Origin of the sequence: Salmonella sp. SG203, assembly GCF_013350575.1 — a bacterium.
Classification (GTDB): domain Bacteria; phylum Pseudomonadota; class Gammaproteobacteria; order Enterobacterales; family Enterobacteriaceae; genus Salmonella; species Salmonella enterica.
Genome location: NZ_SNMT01000001.1, coordinates 542,498 through 559,984, shown reverse-complemented (window position 1 = coordinate 559,984; position 17,487 = coordinate 542,498). Strand labels below are relative to the sequence as shown.

Sequence of the window (17,487 nt, the reverse complement as noted above, 5' to 3'; positions counted from 1 at the left end):
AATGGAAATAACTTCGCCTATTATACACGGCGTGCGGCAAAAATGCCGCACATCACTGGTTATTGCGCCTTAAAGGTATGCAAACGGCTTGTTGCTTTGGCCAGACCCTCTTTGAACCACAATTCCGTACAGCGCGCCGCTTCGTCAATGGCCTCATCAATTAATTTTTGTTCAGAAACAGGGGGTTTACCCAGCACGAAACCAACAACTTTATTTTTATCGCCTGGATGACCAATTCCAACGCGTAAGCGGTGAAAGTTGGGATTATTGCCCAGCTTGCTGATGATGTCTTTCAGACCATTGTGGCCGCCGTGGCCGCCGCCAAGTTTAAATTTCGCCACGCCCGGCGGGAGATCCAGCTCGTCGTGAGCGACCAGAATTTCGTCCGGCTGAATACGGTAAAAACTGGCCATTGCGCCAACTGCTTTACCACTGAGATTCATGAACGTGGTGGGTACCAGCAGGCGAACATCTTCCCCTTCCAGCGTGATGCGTGAGGTATAGCCAAAGAATTTAGGCTCTTCACGCAACGGCGCGCGCAGGCGCTCCGCCAGTAAATCGACGTACCATGCGCCTGCATTGTGTCGCGTCGCGGCATATTCCGCACCGGGATTCGCCAGACCAACAATCAATTTAATTGCCACGTTTTTTGTCCTGAGTAGATCCATAACTGGCGCGTAGTTTACTGTCTGTCTGCCCGCTTGACAAAACACAGCGACACTCTGAAGTAAATTAAATAATTGCCAGCATTGATTATTAAAAATGTAAACTGTTCAGTGTGTTATTTGTAAAGTTTTGTTAAATGAAACTTTACATTTGTGATCACACCCGCACTTACAAATGGAAGTGTTGTCTATACTTTACACATAAAGTTTAGGGGGATTTCCTAAAAACAACCCAAAAGTTCCGGAGGTGACATATGAAACGCAAAAACGCTTCGTTATTCGGTAACGTGCTGATGGGGTTGGGGCTGGTCGTGATGGTTGTCGGCGTGGGTTACTCTATTTTAAACCAACTGCCGCAGTTTAATTTGCCGCAATTTTTTGCGCATGGCGCAATACTGAGCATTTTTGTCGGTGCAGTTCTTTGGCTGGCGGGGGCTCGTGTAGGGGGGCATGAGCAGGTGAGCGACAAATATTGGTGGGTACGTCACTATGACAAACGTTGCCGCCGTAACGACAATCGTCGTCATAGCTAACCGGTTCAGGCCCGGTAAGCGTTATCGCCACCGGGCATTGTCCATTAACTGAGTAAATCCGCTAACGCCTCCATCCTGTTCGGGAAGAAGGTCAGACGCCCAGGAATAGGTTTGATACCGGCACGCGCCATTGTGCGCAGCGGTTGGAACTCCAGATTACTGATACGCAATTCGCAACCCTCCGGCAGACGCTTCACAAAACGCTGAAAAGCATCAAGCCCGCCTGCATCCAGCACTGGTACTGCGTCCCATTTCAGAACGACGATACGTTTGCCCTTAATACGTGACTCAAGGTCAGTAAACAGCCCTTCCGCCGCGGCGAAAAAGAGCGGACCGATAACACGCAGCACCAGCACATCATCAGGCACATCGACATTGACCGGCGCAAGTCGAGTCATTCGCGCAATACGGCGCATAAACAGCAGGGAAGCAAGGACAATCCCCACGCTGATGGCGATGACCATATCAAACAGAACCGTTAATGACATGCACAGCAGCATAACGATAATGTCGTCTTTCGGCGCATGGCGTAACAGATCCACCACTTTATGGGCTTCACTCATATTCCATGCCACCATCAGCAGTAGCGCCGCCATCGCGGAAAGCGGCAGCCAGGAGAGTAGCGGGGCTAAGACCAGTAGCGCCAGAATAACCAGGATAGCGTGAATTACCGCTGAGACGGGAGAGGTCGCGCCAGCGCGGACGTTGGCGGCAGAGCGGGCAATCGCGGCGGTGGCGGTGATGCCGCCAAAGAACGGCGCGACCATATTCCCCAGCCCCTGGCCGATAAGTTCGCTGTTAGCTTTATGTTTGGTGCCGGTCATGCCGTCCAGCACGACGGCGCAGAGCAATGATTCGATTGCCCCCAGCATTGCCATTGAGAAAGCCGCTGGCAGCAGCGCGCGCAGTGAATCCCAGCTTAGCGTGAAATCGGAGCCAGGAAGACTCCACGGCAGCATCAGTTGCGGCAGGAGCTGCGGGATGCCGTTGCCCTGAGTGCCGTCAGCCAGAACGTAATGGAACTGTGAGCCGATAGTCGCCACATTGCCGCCCAGCAGATTAACGATCCCCATCACGGCGCAACCGGCCAGCAGCGCGGGAAGATGTCCTGGCAGACGAATACCGAGACGCGGCCAGAAAATCAACGTTCCCAGCGTTACCACGCCAATGGCGGCATCGCCAATATTGACGGTGGGCAACGCCATAAACAGCGCGCCGACTTTCTGCAAATAGTGCTCTGGCACATGGGCCATCTGCAGACCAAGAAAATCTTTAATCTGCATGGTACCGATGGTAATACCAATCCCTGAGGTAAAACCCAACGTGACCGACACCGGGATATATTCAATCAATCGCCCCAGTCTCGCCAGGCCGAAAAGGATCAGGAAGAAGCCCGACATCAGCGTGGCGACCAGTAGGCCCGCCAGACCAAACTGTTGCGATACCGGATACAAAATCACCACAAACGCGGCGGTAGGGCCGGAAACGCTAAAGCGCGAGCCGCCGGTTAGCGCGATCACGATCCCGGCGACAGCGGAGGTATAGAGGCCATACTGCGGCGCAACGCCACTGCCAATTGCCAGCGCCATCGCCAGCGGGATAGCAATAATCCCGACGGTGATCCCGGCTATCACATCACGGGTGAACCGGGAGGCGGTATATTTTTCTTTCCAGCAAGCATCGATGAGAGCGCGGAAAGGCATCACATGTGAGGAAAATAATTTGTTCACAATAATGTTTCATCCATGAGCGCATCATCTGTCAACTAAATGGCAGGTGAAGGAGGCATAAGTCATACAAAAGGGTGTTACAGACAAAAAAACCCGCCGCAGCGGGTTTCAGATCCGGGTTCGATCAATGCTCGAACATGGCGGAAATCGATTCTTCGTTGCTGATACGGCGAATCGCTTCGGCCAGCATACCTGACAGGGTCAAAGTACGCACGTTCGGCAGCGCTTTGATTTCGTCGGTCAGCGGAATGGTGTCGCAGACAACGACTTCATCAATGACGGAGTTGCGCAGGTTGTTTGCCGCATTGCCTGAGAAGATCGGGTGCGTCGCGTAGGCAAACACGCGTTTAGCGCCACGTTCTTTCAATGCTTCTGCTGCTTTGCACAGAGTACCGCCGGTATCGATCATATCATCAACCAGCACGCAGTCACGGCCAGCGACGTCGCCGATGATGTGCATCACCTGAGAAACGTTCGCGCGCGGACGACGTTTATCAATGATAGCCATATCGGTATCGTTCAGCAGCTTAGCGATAGCGCGGGCACGAACCACGCCGCCAATATCCGGAGAAACCACGATCGGGTTATCCAGATTCAGTTGCAGCATATCTTCGAGCAGGATTGGGCTACCGAACACGTTATCAACCGGAACGTCAAAGAAGCCCTGGATCTGTTCAGCATGCAGATCTACGGTGAGAACGCGGTCAACGCCGACGCTGGACAGGAAGTCAGCGACAACTTTTGCGGTAATCGGCACACGGGCGGAACGTACGCGACGGTCCTGACGTGCATAGCCAAAGTAGGGGATAACGGCGGTGATACGACCTGCGGAAGCACGACGCAGGGCATCAACCATAACGACCAATTCCATCAGGTTGTCGTTGGTTGGGGCACAAGTGGACTGGATGATGAAAATATCACCACCGCGTACATTTTCGTTGATTTGTACGCTGACTTCGCCGTCGCTAAAGCGACCTACGGCGGCGTCGCCGAGAGAAGTGTACAGGCGGTTGGCAATACGTTGTGCTAGTTCCGGGGTGGCGTTACCAGCAAAAAGCTTCATATCAGGCACGAGAAGAACCTCAGGCATGCGTCCATTGGTGGAAAGAATTTGCCGAAAACTGTGCGGGCCAGGCAAAATCCTATCCAGGCGGTGTATTAAAGAGCGCGATGCAACGTCTGGAACAAGGTGACGTTGTCACCGAAGCTCAGCTTGCCCGGCTTACTCGTCTTCATTCACGTTTCATGTGCGCTGGTATCGATGCCTCACACCGGTCAAATACGGCATATATGACCGGCGATTCGTCATTTCGCCATCTTCCTGAAACCCGAATGCGTTAGAGTAACTCTCGATGCAATGGGGAGAGGTTGACACCCTTCGCCACAAAAGCATTGAGCCATTCCGGGGCTTGCTCAAGCACCTGGCGAGCACAAGACTCTGTATCGAATTCAGCAAAGACACAGGCCCCTGTCCCAGTCAGGCGCGACGGCGCGTATTCTAACAGCCAGGAAAGCGCCGCATCAACCTCGCGAAAACGTTTTCTTGCGATAACCTCGCAATCATTGCTGAATTCACATTTTAGTAACGTATCTATTGACCTTTTTGGCGTATTACGCGGCAATTGAGGATCTTTAAAGATAACCGGTGTGGGAATGCTTACGCCAGGGTGCGCGACCAGATACCATTTTTCCGGCGGATTCACCGGCGTTAATATTTCGCCTACGCCTTCGGCAAACGCGGCGTGGCCACGAACAAAGACCGGGACGTCGGCGCCGAGCGTCAGGCCGAGCGTCGCCAGTTCATCAATGGAAAGCCCGCATTGCCAAAGATGATTGAGCGCCACCAGAACGGTCGCGGCGTTAGATGAGCCGCCGCCCAGACCGCCGCCCATGGGAAGGCGCTTCTCAATGCTGATATCCGCACCGCTTCCGGCGGGCAGGCGCTCACTCTCCGAGGCGACTTTCATCAACAGCCGCGCGGCGCGGACGATCAGATTGTCTTCATTTTCAACGCCGTTAACCGGCGTTAATAAATGGATTTCGCCATCGTGACGCGGTTCGATGTGGAGTGTGTCGCCATAATCCAGAAACTGAAACAGCGTCTGCAGCGTGTGGTAGCCGTCTGCACGCTGTCCGGTGATATATAAAAACAGATTTAATTTTGCCGGAGAAGGCCAATGGGTCATCATTTCACAATCCAGTTATCCATTTTCAGCTTAATGCGCTGACTGCCGTCTGAAAGCTCCATATTGGCAGGCATGGCAGGCTGCGTTTTGCTGTCATAGCCACCGTAAACCACTTTCCAGTTTTTACCATCCTGGCGATAGTTCACTTCGCTCAGGCGATACTGGTCGTCCAGTTTGTAGTCGGTGGCATCGCCAGGCAGACCGAGGATCCACTGCCGCAGGCTGTTTAACGGAATCGGCATCCCGGTAAGTTTGCCGATCATCTCTTCGGCGTCATCGGCGGTATAACGTTGGCCTTTGTTATCCACCAACTGGACGTTGCCCGGCTGGGCGTTAAGCTCCAGCTCGGTGCTGCCCAGCGGGTTGGTAAGCAGCAGGCGGTAGCGATCCTGTCCGGTCTGTTGCCAGAAGAAGCGCGCATAGACTTTCTGATCATCTGAGATGTAAGCAAAGGCGCCGCGCGTCTGGTATTGATTCAGATGACGCACCTCTTGCTGATGCTGGCGCCACTGAGGGGAATCCGGGCTCTTGCCCGGGCCTTTATGCCCAGGAAGCGTACAGGCGGTGAGAACCAGGCTTGCTAACGGCAGTAGACGAATCAGGCGAAAATCGGGCAGGGTCATAGTGATGACGAATCCTTGTGATACGGTGCAATAATTGCCTGATGGCGTTACGCTCATCAGGCCTGAAAACTGAACCTGCAGGCTGTAAAAACGTTCGCGCCGCGATTCGGCAAATTTTTGCTATCGGTTACAGTTATAGCCTTTAATGCTAGCGCCGCCTGGTGACATCGTCTACTTTCAAGTTGTCTTAAATCATCAAATTAGCGAGCGCTGCCAATTACTCCAAAAGGGGGCTCTCTCTTTTATTGACCACGCGCATCCTGTATGATGCAAGCAGACTAACCATATCAACGCTGGTACTACTCCCGCAGACATGACCCTTTTAGCGCTCGGTATTAACCATAAAACGGCACCTGTATCGCTGCGAGAACGCGTAACGTTTTCGCCGGACACGCTTGATCAGGCGCTGGACAGCCTGCTTGCGCAGCCAATGGTGCAGGGCGGGGTCGTGCTGTCAACCTGTAACCGTACAGAGCTGTATCTGAGCGTGGAAGAGCAGGATAACCTGCAAGAAGCGCTGATCCGCTGGTTATGCGATTACCATAACCTGAACGAGGACGATCTGCGCAACAGTCTGTACTGGCATCAGGACAATGACGCCGTCAGCCACCTGATGCGCGTCGCCAGCGGTCTGGATTCACTGGTGCTGGGCGAACCGCAAATCCTCGGTCAGGTGAAAAAAGCGTTTGCGGATTCGCAAAAAGGCCACCTTAACGCCAGCGCGCTGGAGCGAATGTTTCAGAAGTCTTTTTCCGTCGCCAAGCGAGTGCGGACTGAAACCGATATCGGCGCCAGCGCCGTCTCCGTCGCGTTTGCCGCCTGTACGCTCGCCCGCCAAATCTTTGAATCGCTGTCGACGGTCACTGTACTGTTAGTTGGCGCGGGCGAAACCATTGAACTGGTGGCGCGTCACCTGCGCGAGCATAAAGTACAAAAGATGATTATCGCCAACCGAACCCGCGAGCGCGCGCAAGCCCTGGCGGATGAGGTAGGCGCTGAGGTTATCTCGCTCAGCGATATCGACGCCCGTTTGCAGGATGCCGATATTATCATCAGTTCGACCGCCAGCCCGCTGCCGATTATCGGTAAAGGCATGGTGGAGCGCGCATTAAAAAGCCGTCGCAACCAGCCGATGCTGCTGGTGGATATCGCCGTACCGCGCGACGTTGAGCCGGAAGTCGGCAAACTGGCGAACGCTTATCTTTATAGCGTCGATGATTTACAGAGCATCATTTCGCATAATCTGGCGCAGCGTCAGGCTGCGGCGGTAGAAGCGGAAACGATTGTTGAGCAGGAAGCCAGCGAGTTTATGGCCTGGCTACGCGCCCAGGGGGCCAGCGAGACCATTCGGGAATACCGTAGTCAGTCGGAGCAGATTCGTGACGAACTGACTACCAAAGCGCTGTCGGCCCTTCAACAGGGCGGTGATGCGCAAGCCATTTTGCAGGATCTGGCATGGAAACTGACCAACCGCCTGATTCATGCGCCAACGAAATCACTTCAACAGGCTGCCCGTGACGGGGATGACGAACGCCTGAATATTCTGCGCGACAGCCTCGGGCTGGAGTAGCAGCACACACCACACTTTTTTACAGGGTGAATTTACGCCTATGAAGCCTTCTATCGTTGCCAAACTGGAAGCCCTGCACGAACGCCATGAGGAAGTTCAGGCGTTGCTGGGCGATGCGGGAATTATCGCCGACCAGGACCGCTTTCGCGCATTGTCGCGCGAATATGCGCAATTAAGCGACGTTTCTCGCTGTTTTACGGACTGGCAACAGGTTCAGGACGATATCGAGACGGCTCAGATGATGCTCGACGATCCTGAAATGCGGGAAATGGCGCAGGAAGAACTGCGCGAAGCGAAAGAAAAAAGCGAACAACTGGAGCAACAGTTACAGGTACTGCTGCTGCCGAAAGATCCGGACGATGAACGAAACGCGTTCCTTGAGGTTCGCGCCGGCACTGGCGGCGACGAAGCCGCGCTGTTTGCCGGCGATCTGTTCCGCATGTACAGCCGTTATGCCGAAGCGCGCCGCTGGCGCGTGGAGATCATGAGCATGAGCGAAGGCGAGCATGGCGGTTATAAAGAGATCATCGCCAAAATCAGCGGCGACGGCGTGTATGGCCGACTGAAATTTGAGTCCGGCGGACACCGCGTACAGCGTGTTCCGGCGACCGAGTCGCAGGGGCGTATCCATACCTCCGCCTGTACCGTCGCCGTGATGCCGGAGCTGCCGGAAGCCGAGCTGCCGGATATTAACCCGGCGGATCTGCGCATTGATACGTTTCGTTCTTCCGGTGCGGGCGGTCAGCACGTTAACACCACCGACTCCGCTATCCGAATTACCCACTTGCCGACCGGCATCGTGGTGGAATGCCAGGACGAGCGTTCGCAGCATAAAAACAAAGCGAAAGCGCTCTCGGTGCTCGGGGCGCGCATTCACGCCGCCGAAACGGCAAAACGCCAGCAGGCCGAGGCGTCAACGCGACGCAATCTGCTTGGCAGCGGCGATCGCAGCGATCGTAACCGGACCTATAATTTCCCGCAGGGGCGCGTGACCGATCATCGTATTAATCTGACGTTATATCGCCTTGATGAAACGATGGAAGGTAAGCTGGATATGCTGATTGAGCCGATTGTTCAGGAACACCAGGCTGACCTGTTAGCCGCCTTATCCGAGCAGGAATAATGGATTTTCAGCACTGGCTGCATGAGGCGGTAAACCAGCTCCGGGACAGCGACAGCCCCCGGCGCGACGCCGAGATCCTGCTAGAGTACGTTACGGGCAAGGGGCGGACGTATATCATGGCCTTTGGCGAAACGCCGCTTACCGACGTCCAGCAACAACAGCTCGCGGACCTGCTGCAGCGGCGTAAACAGGGCGAACCTATTGCGTACCTGACGGGCTTACGCGAATTCTGGTCGCTGCCGCTCTTCGTTTCTCCCGCCACGCTAATCCCGCGCCCGGATACCGAATGTCTGGTTGAACAGGCGTTGGCGCGATTGCCGGTAAAAACCTGTCGTATTCTGGATTTAGGCACCGGAACCGGTGCGATTGCGCTGGCGCTGGCCTGCGAGCGACCGGATTGCGAGGTGACTGCGGTCGATCGTATGCCTGATGCGGTTGCGCTGGCGATACGCAACGCGGAACATTTGGCTATCCGGAATGTGCGTATACTGCAAAGTTGTTGGTTCAGCGCGCTATCGGGGCAGCAGTTCGACATGATTGTCAGCAATCCGCCCTACATTGACGCGCAGGACCCGCACCTTAGCGAAGGCGATGTACGCTTTGAACCGCGCTCAGCGTTGGTGGCGGACGAAAACGGTATGGCGGATCTTACGCATATTATCGATAATGCCCGCCAGATGTTAACGCCCGGCGGCTTCCTGCTGCTGGAGCACGGTTGGCGGCAAGGCGAAGCGGTAAGAGCGGTTTTCAGGCGGTCTGGTTACTCGGATGTAGAAACGTGTCGTGATTATGGCGGTAATGAACGCGTGACCTGCGGACGTTTTACGCCATGACAATTGCAATGTTGCTCACGCTTCATCTTATCTGTGTTGCGCTCTCCGTCAGTTTGTTTGTCGCTCGTTACTGGTGGCGCTATTGCGGCCATGCGTTGGCCGCCGCGCGCTGGACACGAATCGTGCCTCCCGTCATAGATACCCTGTTACTGCTTAGCGGTATTGGGTTAATCGTTAAAACGCACATCCTGCCATTCACGGAGTCGGGCTCATGGCTGACTGAAAAACTGTTTGGCGTTATCATCTACATCGTTTTGGGTTTTATTGCGCTTGATTATCGTCAGGCGCGCAGCCAGCAGGCGCGTTTTATCGCTTTCCCGCTGGCGCTGGTGGTGCTGTACATCATCATTAAACTCGCCACCACAAAAATACCGTTACTGGGGTAAGTCATGAGGTCGTTAGCTGATTTCGAATTTAACAATGCGCCGCTGTGTGATGGCATGATCCTGGCATCAGAGATGATTCGCCTGGATTTTCCCACGCAGTTTGTCTACGACGAACTGGAACGTCTGGTCAGTCTGGCGCAGGAAGAAATTAGCCAGCTCCTGTCTCAGGATGAGCAACTGGAAAAATTGCTGGCACTTTTTTACGGCGAGTGGGGGTTCACGGATTCCCGCGGCGTCTACCGTCTTTCTGATGCTTTATGGCTCGATAAAGTCCTGAAAAAACGCCAGGGGAGCGCGGTATCGTTGGGCGCTATTTTATTATGGATAGCAAACCGTCTTGATTTGCCGTTGGTGCCCGTTATCTTCCCAACGCAGTTGATTTTGCGTATTGAATCGCTGGAAGGGGAAATGTGGCTGATTAACCCATTCAACGGTGAAACGCTTGATGAACATACTCTGGAAGTCTGGTTAAAAGGCAATATTAGTCCGGTCGCCGAGTTGTTTAACGAAGATTTGGACGAGGCGGATAACGCCGAAGTGATTCGTAAGCTACTGGATACGCTGAAATCCTCGCTGATGGAGGAACGGCAAATGGAGCTGGCGCTACGCGTTAGCGAAGCATTGTTGCAATTTAACCCGGAAGATCCTTACGAAATCCGTGACCGCGGGTTGATCTACGCGCAGCTTGAGTGTGAACACGTTGCGCTGACTGATTTAAGCTACTTCGTTGAACAGTGTCCGGAAGACCCGATCAGCGAAATGATTCGTGCGCAGATCAACACCATTGCGCACAAGCAAATTGTTCTACATTAATTAACCGACATTTTACCTATAAGTGTAAGGCGATCCTATGAAACAAAAAGTGGTTAACATTGGCGACATTAAGGTGGCAAATGACCTGCCGTTTGTGCTGTTTGGCGGTATGAACGTGCTGGAGTCACGCGATCTGGCAATGCGCATTTGTGAGCACTACGTAACCGTTACCCAGAAGCTGGGTATTCCTTACGTGTTCAAGGCCTCTTTTGATAAAGCCAACCGTTCCTCTATTCACTCTTACCGTGGGCCGGGCCTGGAAGAAGGGATGAAAATCTTCCAGGAACTCAAACAGACATTTGGCGTAAAAGTGATCACTGACGTCCATGAAGCCAGCCAGGCGCAGCCTGTGGCTGATGTGGTTGACGTGATTCAGCTCCCGGCGTTTCTGGCGCGCCAGACCGACCTGGTGGAAGCGATGGCGAAAACCGGCGCTGTGATTAACGTGAAAAAGCCGCAGTTCGTAAGCCCGGGTCAGATGGGCAATATCGTGGATAAGTTCCATGAGGGCGGTAACGATAAGGTGATTCTGTGCGATCGCGGCGCGAACTTCGGTTATGACAACCTGGTGGTGGATATGCTGGGCTTTAGCGTGATGAAAAAGGTCTCCGGCAACTCGCCAGTGATTTTCGACGTCACCCACGCGCTGCAATGCCGCGACCCATTTGGCGCCGCCTCTGGTGGTCGTCGAGGTCAGGTGACCGAGCTGGCGCGCGCCGGTATGGCTGTCGGTCTGGCGGGCCTGTTCCTGGAGTCGCATCCGGATCCGGCTAACGCGAAGTGCGACGGTCCTTCCGCGCTGCCGCTGGCGAAACTGGAGCAGTTCCTGACCCAGATAAAAGCGATTGATGATTTGGTGAAAAGCTTCGACGAGCTGGATACCGAGAACTGATTGCGGTTTTTAGCTTGTGTAGGCCGGATAAGATACTATCCGGCTTTTTTATATCAGGCAAAAATCGTCATCAGATAGGCGGCAAATAAAGCCAGATGCGCCGCGCCGTTTAGCACGTTGGTGCGTCCGGTAGAGAACGAAATATGGCACAGCACTAACGAGGCCACCATCACTACCATTTCCGGCGCGCCTAAACCAAATACCAGATCATTACCTGTCGCCCAGGCGATGAGCGTGACGACCGGCACGGTTAATGAAATCGTCGCCAACACCGATCCGAAGAACAGATTCATTGCCCGCTGAACCTGATTATTCAGTACCGCCTTCAGCGCACCCAGTCCTTCCGGCGAGAGAATTAACAGCGCGACCAGGAAACCGGTAAAGGCGACCGGGGCGTTCATGCTGGTCAGCAACGCCTCCAGCGGGCTGGCATTCATTTTGGTAACGGCAATGACCGCAATTAAATGAATGAGTAACCAGACCGTATGCCAACCGCTACTGTGCGCGGAGGGTTTACCGTGGTGTGGATTGTCATCATCGCCTTCATCTTCATGTTCATAGATAAATAAGCTCTGGTGCGTTTTGGTTTGAATCAACAAAAATACGCCGTACATCGCGGCGGAAATTAACGCGACCAATAATGCCTGACCGGTAGAGAAATTGGCTTGCGGCAATGCCATTGGAAAAACCAGCACAATAATCGCCAGCGGAAACAGCGCGATAAGATACTGCTTAATCCCAAATAAATTCATATATTGCGTTGCGAATTTACGGCCGCCCAACAACAACGAGAAACCGACCAGTCCCCCGGTGACAATCATAATAATAGAGTAGAGCGTATCGCGCATAAGCGTTGGCGCAGCATCGCCGGTAGCCATCAGCGCTGAAATTAAACTCACCTCAAGAATAACGACGGACAGGCTTAAAATAAGCGATCCATAGGGTTCGCCGAGTCGATGCGCTAATACATCGGCATGACGGACCACGCTAAATGCGCTGCTTAAAATACCAATAAGTGCAAGGATATTGATGCCAATAACCACTGGTAGTGACTGGCTGCTTCCCCAAAGGAACAGCACTACCAGCGCAAGAACCGGGAAAATAAGCGAAGTCTCCTTATGGCGGGTTTTCACCGCCTCACAGGCATGTGTCATGAGGGTCTCCCTTGTGCAGGTGTTAATATTTTGGAAAGAGTAAAGAAAGTAAAAATAGCAGAAATTTGTATTTTTTTAGTGGTTTTTTACGTAGTTTTACGGCGTAGACGATTTTTTTCTTTCAAGGTCAGTAAAACAACGATCTTGTTTTAACAGTGTTTAAATAACAAAAAGTTAATTTCCGTAAAAAGCAAAAATCCTCCTCGACTGGCGTAATAACGCATTGTTTACCACACTTAATGTTTTCCCTGAAGACGGAGGCGCTGATGCCGTATAAAGCCAAAAGTGATTTACCCGATAATGTGCGGAATGTTCTTCCAGCCCATGCCCAGGACATTTACAAAGAAGCGTTTAATAGCGCCTGGGAGCAATATAAAGATAAAGCCGATCGTCGTGATGACGCCAGTCGCGAGGAAACCGCACACAAAGTCGCCTGGGCGGCGGTTAAAAACGATTATGAAAAAGGCGAGGATGATAAATGGCATAAGAAAAAATAAACGCGGTATTACTCACGCGTTAGCCTGATTTTCTTGCCGGAAGTCTATCCTGACGCGGGAGCTTTTCCCGCGTACAGATTCAAAATGTCAGCACTTTGTCCGCCGCCAGCGTCCATTGCGCCAGCTCGACCAGCGTTCCGATTTCCACACCGTCAATCAGCGGCAGGGGAGTGATACCACGTCCGTCCGCACAGGTTTTGCATAATTTTACCGGTACGTTTTGCGCGGTTAGAATTTCCAGCATTTGCTGAATATTGTAGCCTTCGGCTGGTTTTTGACCGCGTAACCCTGCGGTTACGGCATCTGACATCAAAAACAGGCGTAAATCGAGATGGCTTTCCTGCTCGCGAAGCGCAATGGCCAGACGCAGGCTATTAAATAATGATTCGCTGCCGTAGGCGGCGCCGTTAGCGATAATGACGATATTTTGCATGGATAACCCTTCTCCTTGAGAAATTTTGTCGGCAATGGCGTTATGTTACCTCGGGAACCGGGTACCGCCAAATGCGTGGAGAAAATCCTGGGACGCTCTGCGGAAAAAATAAGGATATTCCTGGAAGCACGAGAAAAGGCTGCAAAACCTGTCCGGACACGTTATGGTTTACTCTGATGCCATTCCTCTTATCTTTTGTTGTAGAAGTTGCCGACACGTTGAGCCGTATTGTTTTTCGTTCATTCTCACTCTCGCTTCTCTTGCTGGCTGCCAGCGGTACGATCCGTGCGCAGGCGCAAGATCCTTTCACGCAAAACCGTCTGCCGGATTTAGGCATGATGCCGGAATCCCACGAAGGGGAAAAGCATTTTGCCGAGATGGCCAAAGCGTTTGGCGAAGCCAGCATGAAAAATAACGATCTGGATACTGGTGAACAGGCGCGGCAATTCGCTTTCGGACAGGTACGCGATGTGGTCAGCGAGCAGGTTAACCAGCAGCTTGAAAGCTGGCTATCAGCCTGGGGCAGCGCCAGCGTTGATATTAACGTCGATAACGAAGGTCATTTTAACGGCAGTCGCGGAAGCTGGTTTATCCCTTTACAGGATAAACAGCGCTATCTGACCTGGAGCCAGCTTGGTCTTACGCAACAGACTGACGGACTGGTAAGCAACGTTGGCATAGGACAGCGCTGGGCACAGGATGGCTGGCTTCTTGGCTATAATACCTTTTACGATAATCTGCTGGATGAAAATCTACAGCGCGCCGGCTTTGGCGCGGAGGCGTGGGGAGAATATTTGCGTTTATCCGCCAACTATTATCAGCCTTTTGCCGACTGGCAGACGCATACGGCGACCTTAGAACAGCGAATGGCGCGCGGATATGATATCAACGCGCAAATGCGCCTGCCGTTTTACCAGCATATCAATACCAGCGTTAGTCTGGAGCAGTACTTTGGCGATAGCGTGGATCTGTTTGACTCCGGAACGGGGTATCACAATCCTGTCGCGTTAAAACTGGGTCTCAACTATACGCCAGTACCTTTGCTTACCATGACCGCCCAGCACAAACAGGGCGAGAGCGGGGTCAGTCAAAATAACCTGGGGCTGACGCTTAACTACCGCTTCGGCGTGCCGCTCAAAAAGCAGCTTGCCGCCAGTGAAGTGGCGCAAAGCCAGTCATTACGCGGTAGCCGCTATGATACGCCGCAACGTAACTCGCTGCCGACAATGGAGTATCGGCAGCGTAAAACGTTAACGGTTTTTCTGGCGACGCCGCCCTGGGATCTTACGCCTGGTGAGACGGTTGCGTTAAAATTGCAGGTGCGCAGCGTGCACGGTATTCGTCATTTGAGCTGGCAGGGCGATACACAGGCATTAAGTTTGACGGCAGGAACGGACACCCGCAGTACCGAGGGCTGGACAATCATTATGCCGGCCTGGGATCACCGCGAAGGCGCGGCAAATCGCTGGCGTTTATCGGTGGTGGTTGAAGATGAAAAAGGTCAGCGTGTCTCTTCCAATGAGATCACGCTCGCGCTGACTGAACCGTTTATCACGATGCCGGACGATAATCCGCATTGGCAACCGTTCCAGGAGCAATAATTAAAAGATGCGTTCCTGATGTACCCAGACGGCGGCCTCCACGCGCGATTTCAGCTTCATTTTCTTGAGCATATGTTTCACGTGCACTTTGACCGTACTTTCGGTGATATCCAGACGTCGGGCAATCATCTTATTCGGCAATCCCTGCGCGATGAGCTTCAGAATATCGCGCTCACGCGGGGTGAGTTGCGTTACATCGCGATCGGTGGTGGCGCGGTTGGCCCGCAGGCTGGCCGCCAGTACCGGCGTTAACGCTTCACTTAATACCATTTCGCCGGCGGCGGCCTGTTGTAACGCTTTGAGCAAGTCCTCCGGCTCCATGTCTTTCAACAGATAACCGTCCGCGCCGCGCTTTAGCGCCGTGACGACATCTTCTTCATGGTTGGATACGCTGAAAACGACAATACGTCCTGACAGCGCTTTTTCGCGTAATTTATCCAGCGTTTCGAGACCATTCATTCCCGGCATATTCAAATCAAGGAGGATCAGATCGGGATCGAGCGATTCCGCCAGGTCAATACCCTGCTCACCGTTGCTGGCTTCTCCGACCACGCTGATATCGGGCGCCATACTCACAAGCTGCTTTACACCCGTGCGTAGCATCGGATGGTCGTCAATTAACAGGATGGTTGCCGGTTCCTGATTATTCATGGGTATCTCCCTGGGTTTCTGTGAAGTTTGTTTCTGGAATAAAAGTAACAGTGACCTCTGTTCCGCCAGTCTCGCGTCGGCGTACCTGGCAATCGCCGCGCAAACTTTGCGCCCGATCGCGCATGATGATCATGCCGTAGTGATTACTGCGTTCGGCGTTTTCCGGGACGCCGCAGCCATTATCCTGCACTTTTAGTTTGACCTGTTTGCCACATTGCGTCACTGTCACCACCACATCGTCGGCATGAGAGTGTTTAAGGGCGTTGCTGAGGGCTTCCCTGGCAATTTGCAACAGGTGTATCGCCTGGTGTGAAGGCACCAGGCGGGGGGGAAGCTGATAATCCAGTTTTACCGTAAAGCCAAACCGGGCGCTGAACTCATGGCAGCTTGCCTCCAGCGCCGGACGTAGCCCGGGTTCCGTCAACTGTAACCGGAAAGTGGTTAACAGTTCGCGCAGTTGCGCCCAGGAGCAGTTTAGCTCATTGCGAATTTGGCTGAGTAACTCACGGCTGCTTTCCGGTAACACGTCGCCCTGCATTTGCAGGCAGCTCACCTGCATCTTCATACAAGAGAGCGACTGGGCAATAGAATCATGTAGTTCGCGGGCAATGGTGGCACGCTCTTCCATGACAATCAACTGCTGCTGGCGCTCCTGATGCCTGTCGAGCGCCAGAGTCGCGGTAAGCTGTTCAACCAGCGTGTCCACCAACTGTTGCTGATCGTGGCTGAGATGGCGTCCATAGGGCAGCGTCGCCAGCAAAATACCGTATTGGGTGTGAGAGTCGGTGAGCCGCCATTTTAAGGTGGTGCCGCCGTTAATCATCGGCAGGGCGCTACGTGGGCAAAGGTGGCAGCCTTTATCATCGCAACTGATGTCCGACTGACAGGTAAATTCCTGGTGATTATCTTCATCTTCCAGGTCATAGACTCGCAGCTCAATATCATGCAACTGGGTTAAATTTTGCAGGCCATTCAGTACCGGTGAAAGACGCTCACATAGCGGAGCCTGTGAATGCAGCCGGCGGTTGGCTTGCCACAAAAACGAGAGAATCTGGTTTTTATGTTCCAGACCGGCTGTTTTTTCCTGTACGCGCTGTTCCAGTACCGCATAACTTTCGGCCAGTTCTTCAGACATATTATTGAGCGCAGAACCCAACGCGGCCATCTCATTGCGTCCACTGATATTGGCACGTTGGGTAAAGTCGCGCTGACTGACGGCGCGCGCCATTGATAACAACTGTTTCCAGGGCTGCAAAAGGCGAACACGTAGCCAGATAATCGTAAATACCAGCAATAGCGCCATAAAGATCGCCATTACCCGGTGAACTAATACCACGCGTTCGATACGCAATTCAGTAGTATGGTCGAACGACGTGACCAGGCGATCCAGGCCCGCCACAAAGCGCGTGACATCTTCTGCGACCGCGTGCGCGTTTTGCGCGTGCTGTAGCCCTGGCGAGAGTTCGTTATGCCAGTAATCCTGCAACGCTTTAAGCTGCTTCTGCTGCCCGTCTCGCTCAGCGGCGCGGGTCAGTTCAGGGCTGAATGCCGTTTGCTCCATCTCATCCAGCAGCTTTTGATCTTTAGCATCCAGCGGGACAGCGGCCAGTAGTCGATAGCTTTGCATACGCAATGAGCCCGCTTTATTAATCGCATGAGCGCTACCCTGCACGCCCTGAACCAGCCAGCCGGAAACCGCCATCCCCGCCACGCCGATAGCGGTAGAGAGCATGACAATCAGCGCCAGTTGGTTAACCAGCGTAAGAGGAGAGAAACACCGTTTAAACATGTTACCTT

At 53.3% G+C, this 17,487-nt stretch carries 19 protein-coding genes; 10 read left to right on the top strand and 9 right to left on the bottom strand.

Annotated features, from left to right (window positions below):
• Window positions 1-59: 59 nt before the first annotated feature.
• Window positions 60-644 carry an aminoacyl-tRNA hydrolase gene (gene pth / locus HV477_RS02800; protein ID WP_000985595.1) on the bottom strand — a complete coding sequence of 195 codons (585 nt, stop codon included), beginning with the start codon at window positions 642-644 and terminating at the stop codon, window positions 60-62.
• Between the two features lie 275 nt (window positions 645-919).
• On the opposite strand from pth, the gene ychH reads away from it, so the two are divergent.
• A complete protein-coding gene (gene ychH / locus HV477_RS02795) occupies window positions 920-1,198 on the top strand; it encodes a stress-induced protein YchH (protein WP_000823878.1) in 279 nt (92 codons plus the stop codon).
• A gap of 44 nt (window positions 1,199-1,242) precedes the next feature.
• Here the strand turns inward: ychH and dauA are convergent, their stop codons facing one another.
• From dauA to lolB, 4 genes are all read right to left on the bottom strand, one after another.
• The gene (gene dauA, locus HV477_RS02790) at window positions 1,243-2,928 is read right to left on the bottom strand and encodes a C4-dicarboxylic acid transporter DauA (protein ID WP_079898770.1); all 1,686 of its coding nucleotides are present in this window, start codon (window positions 2,926-2,928) and stop codon (window positions 1,243-1,245) included.
• 124 nt (window positions 2,929-3,052) lie between these two features.
• Entirely contained in the window at window positions 3,053-4,000 is a 948-nt protein-coding gene (prs, locus tag HV477_RS02785; RefSeq protein WP_001518537.1) for a ribose-phosphate diphosphokinase, read from the bottom strand.
• Between the two features lie 265 nt (window positions 4,001-4,265).
• Window positions 4,266-5,117: a 4-(cytidine 5'-diphospho)-2-C-methyl-D-erythritol kinase gene (gene ispE / locus HV477_RS02780; RefSeq protein ID WP_023205578.1), complete on the bottom strand. Its 852-nt coding sequence runs from the start codon at window positions 5,115-5,117 to the stop codon at window positions 4,266-4,268.
• On the bottom strand, window positions 5,114-5,737 hold the full coding sequence (gene lolB, locus HV477_RS02775; protein ID WP_000174484.1) for a lipoprotein insertase outer membrane protein LolB: 624 nt from the start codon (window positions 5,735-5,737) through the stop codon (window positions 5,114-5,116). Before lolB ends, ispE begins: the two co-directional genes overlap by 4 nt.
• 17 nt (window positions 5,738-5,754) lie before the next feature.
• Between lolB and HV477_RS28350 the strand changes: the two genes are divergently transcribed.
• From HV477_RS28350 to kdsA, 7 genes are all read left to right on the top strand, one after another.
• Window positions 5,755-5,883: a DUF4269 domain-containing protein gene (locus HV477_RS28350; protein WP_240195181.1), complete on the top strand. Its 129-nt coding sequence runs from the start codon at window positions 5,755-5,757 to the stop codon at window positions 5,881-5,883.
• A gap of 167 nt (window positions 5,884-6,050) precedes the next feature.
• A complete protein-coding gene (gene hemA, locus HV477_RS02770; protein WP_000173208.1) occupies window positions 6,051-7,307 on the top strand; it encodes a glutamyl-tRNA reductase in 1,257 nt (418 codons plus the stop codon).
• A 40-nt stretch (window positions 7,308-7,347) separates the two neighbouring features.
• On the top strand, window positions 7,348-8,430 hold the full coding sequence (gene prfA, locus HV477_RS02765) for a peptide chain release factor 1 (RefSeq protein WP_000804703.1): 1,083 nt from the start codon (window positions 7,348-7,350) through the stop codon (window positions 8,428-8,430).
• On the top strand, window positions 8,430-9,263 hold the full coding sequence (prmC, locus tag HV477_RS02760; RefSeq protein WP_000347314.1) for a peptide chain release factor N(5)-glutamine methyltransferase: 834 nt from the start codon (window positions 8,430-8,432) through the stop codon (window positions 9,261-9,263). Before prfA ends, prmC begins: the two co-directional genes overlap by 1 nt.
• Window positions 9,260-9,649 carry an invasion regulator SirB2 gene (gene sirB2, locus HV477_RS02755; protein ID WP_000150667.1) on the top strand — a complete coding sequence of 130 codons (390 nt, stop codon included), beginning with the start codon at window positions 9,260-9,262 and terminating at the stop codon, window positions 9,647-9,649. The genes prmC and sirB2 overlap by 4 nt, the downstream gene beginning before the upstream one ends.
• A 3-nt stretch (window positions 9,650-9,652) precedes the next feature.
• On the top strand, window positions 9,653-10,462 hold the full coding sequence (gene sirB1, locus HV477_RS02750; protein WP_001257065.1) for an invasion regulator SirB1: 810 nt from the start codon (window positions 9,653-9,655) through the stop codon (window positions 10,460-10,462).
• A gap of 37 nt (window positions 10,463-10,499) precedes the next feature.
• A complete protein-coding gene (kdsA, locus tag HV477_RS02745; RefSeq protein ID WP_000811046.1) occupies window positions 10,500-11,354 on the top strand; it encodes a 3-deoxy-8-phosphooctulonate synthase in 855 nt (284 codons plus the stop codon).
• A gap of 53 nt (window positions 11,355-11,407) precedes the next feature.
• Here kdsA and chaA read toward each other — a convergent pair whose 3' ends face one another.
• Window positions 11,408-12,508, bottom strand: a complete 1,101-nt coding sequence (gene chaA, locus HV477_RS02740; RefSeq protein WP_000148418.1) for a sodium-potassium/proton antiporter ChaA — start codon at window positions 12,506-12,508, stop codon at window positions 11,408-11,410.
• Window positions 12,509-12,774: 266 nt separating this feature from the next.
• Between chaA and chaB the strand changes: the two genes are divergently transcribed.
• On the top strand, window positions 12,775-13,005 hold the full coding sequence (chaB, locus tag HV477_RS02735; protein WP_001146392.1) for a putative cation transport regulator ChaB: 231 nt from the start codon (window positions 12,775-12,777) through the stop codon (window positions 13,003-13,005).
• Window positions 13,006-13,084: 79 nt separating this feature from the next.
• On the opposite strand, the gene HV477_RS02730 is transcribed toward chaB, so the two are convergent.
• Window positions 13,085-13,438, bottom strand: coding sequence for a DsrE/DsrF/TusD sulfur relay family protein (locus tag HV477_RS02730; protein ID WP_001179794.1), 354 nt, complete (start codon window positions 13,436-13,438; stop codon window positions 13,085-13,087).
• A 176-nt stretch (window positions 13,439-13,614) separates the two neighbouring features.
• Between HV477_RS02730 and HV477_RS02725 the strand changes: the two genes are divergently transcribed.
• Window positions 13,615-15,039, top strand: a complete 1,425-nt coding sequence (locus HV477_RS02725; RefSeq protein WP_001116352.1) for a YchO/YchP family invasin — start codon at window positions 13,615-13,617, stop codon at window positions 15,037-15,039.
• On the opposite strand, the gene narL is transcribed toward HV477_RS02725, so the two are convergent.
• A complete protein-coding gene (gene narL / locus HV477_RS02720) occupies window positions 15,040-15,690 on the bottom strand; it encodes a two-component system response regulator NarL (RefSeq protein WP_001064598.1) in 651 nt (216 codons plus the stop codon).
• Window positions 15,683-17,479, bottom strand: coding sequence for a nitrate/nitrite two-component system sensor histidine kinase NarX (narX, locus tag HV477_RS02715; RefSeq protein WP_064000481.1), 1,797 nt, complete (start codon window positions 17,477-17,479; stop codon window positions 15,683-15,685). The genes narL and narX overlap by 8 nt, the downstream gene beginning before the upstream one ends.
• Between the last annotated feature and the right edge of the window lie 8 nt (window positions 17,480-17,487).

Excerpts from the sequence above, each read along its gene's own strand:
- narX (WP_064000481.1), bottom strand. The coding sequence starts at position 17,479 with ATGTTTAAACGGTGTTTCTCTCCTCTTACGCTGGTTAACCAACTGGCG.
- chaB (WP_001146392.1), top strand. The coding sequence starts at position 12,775 with ATGCCGTATAAAGCCAAAAGTGATTTACCCGATAATGTGCGGAATGTT.
- kdsA (WP_000811046.1), top strand. The coding sequence starts at position 10,500 with ATGAAACAAAAAGTGGTTAACATTGGCGACATTAAGGTGGCAAATGAC.
- hemA (WP_000173208.1), top strand. The coding sequence starts at position 6,051 with ATGACCCTTTTAGCGCTCGGTATTAACCATAAAACGGCACCTGTATCG.
- sirB1 (WP_001257065.1), top strand. The coding sequence starts at position 9,653 with ATGAGGTCGTTAGCTGATTTCGAATTTAACAATGCGCCGCTGTGTGAT.
- prmC (WP_000347314.1), top strand. The coding sequence starts at position 8,430 with ATGGATTTTCAGCACTGGCTGCATGAGGCGGTAAACCAGCTCCGGGAC.
- HV477_RS02730 (WP_001179794.1), bottom strand. The coding sequence starts at position 13,438 with ATGCAAAATATCGTCATTATCGCTAACGGCGCCGCCTACGGCAGCGAA.
- prfA (WP_000804703.1), top strand. The coding sequence starts at position 7,348 with ATGAAGCCTTCTATCGTTGCCAAACTGGAAGCCCTGCACGAACGCCAT.
- sirB2 (WP_000150667.1), top strand. The coding sequence starts at position 9,260 with ATGACAATTGCAATGTTGCTCACGCTTCATCTTATCTGTGTTGCGCTC.
- ispE (WP_023205578.1), bottom strand. The coding sequence starts at position 5,117 with ATGATGACCCATTGGCCTTCTCCGGCAAAATTAAATCTGTTTTTATAT.
- chaA (WP_000148418.1), bottom strand. The coding sequence starts at position 12,508 with ATGACACATGCCTGTGAGGCGGTGAAAACCCGCCATAAGGAGACTTCG.
- ychH (WP_000823878.1), top strand. The coding sequence starts at position 920 with ATGAAACGCAAAAACGCTTCGTTATTCGGTAACGTGCTGATGGGGTTG.
- HV477_RS02725 (WP_001116352.1), top strand. The coding sequence starts at position 13,615 with ATGCCATTCCTCTTATCTTTTGTTGTAGAAGTTGCCGACACGTTGAGC.
- narL (WP_001064598.1), bottom strand. The coding sequence starts at position 15,690 with ATGAATAATCAGGAACCGGCAACCATCCTGTTAATTGACGACCATCCG.
- lolB (WP_000174484.1), bottom strand. The coding sequence starts at position 5,737 with ATGACCCTGCCCGATTTTCGCCTGATTCGTCTACTGCCGTTAGCAAGC.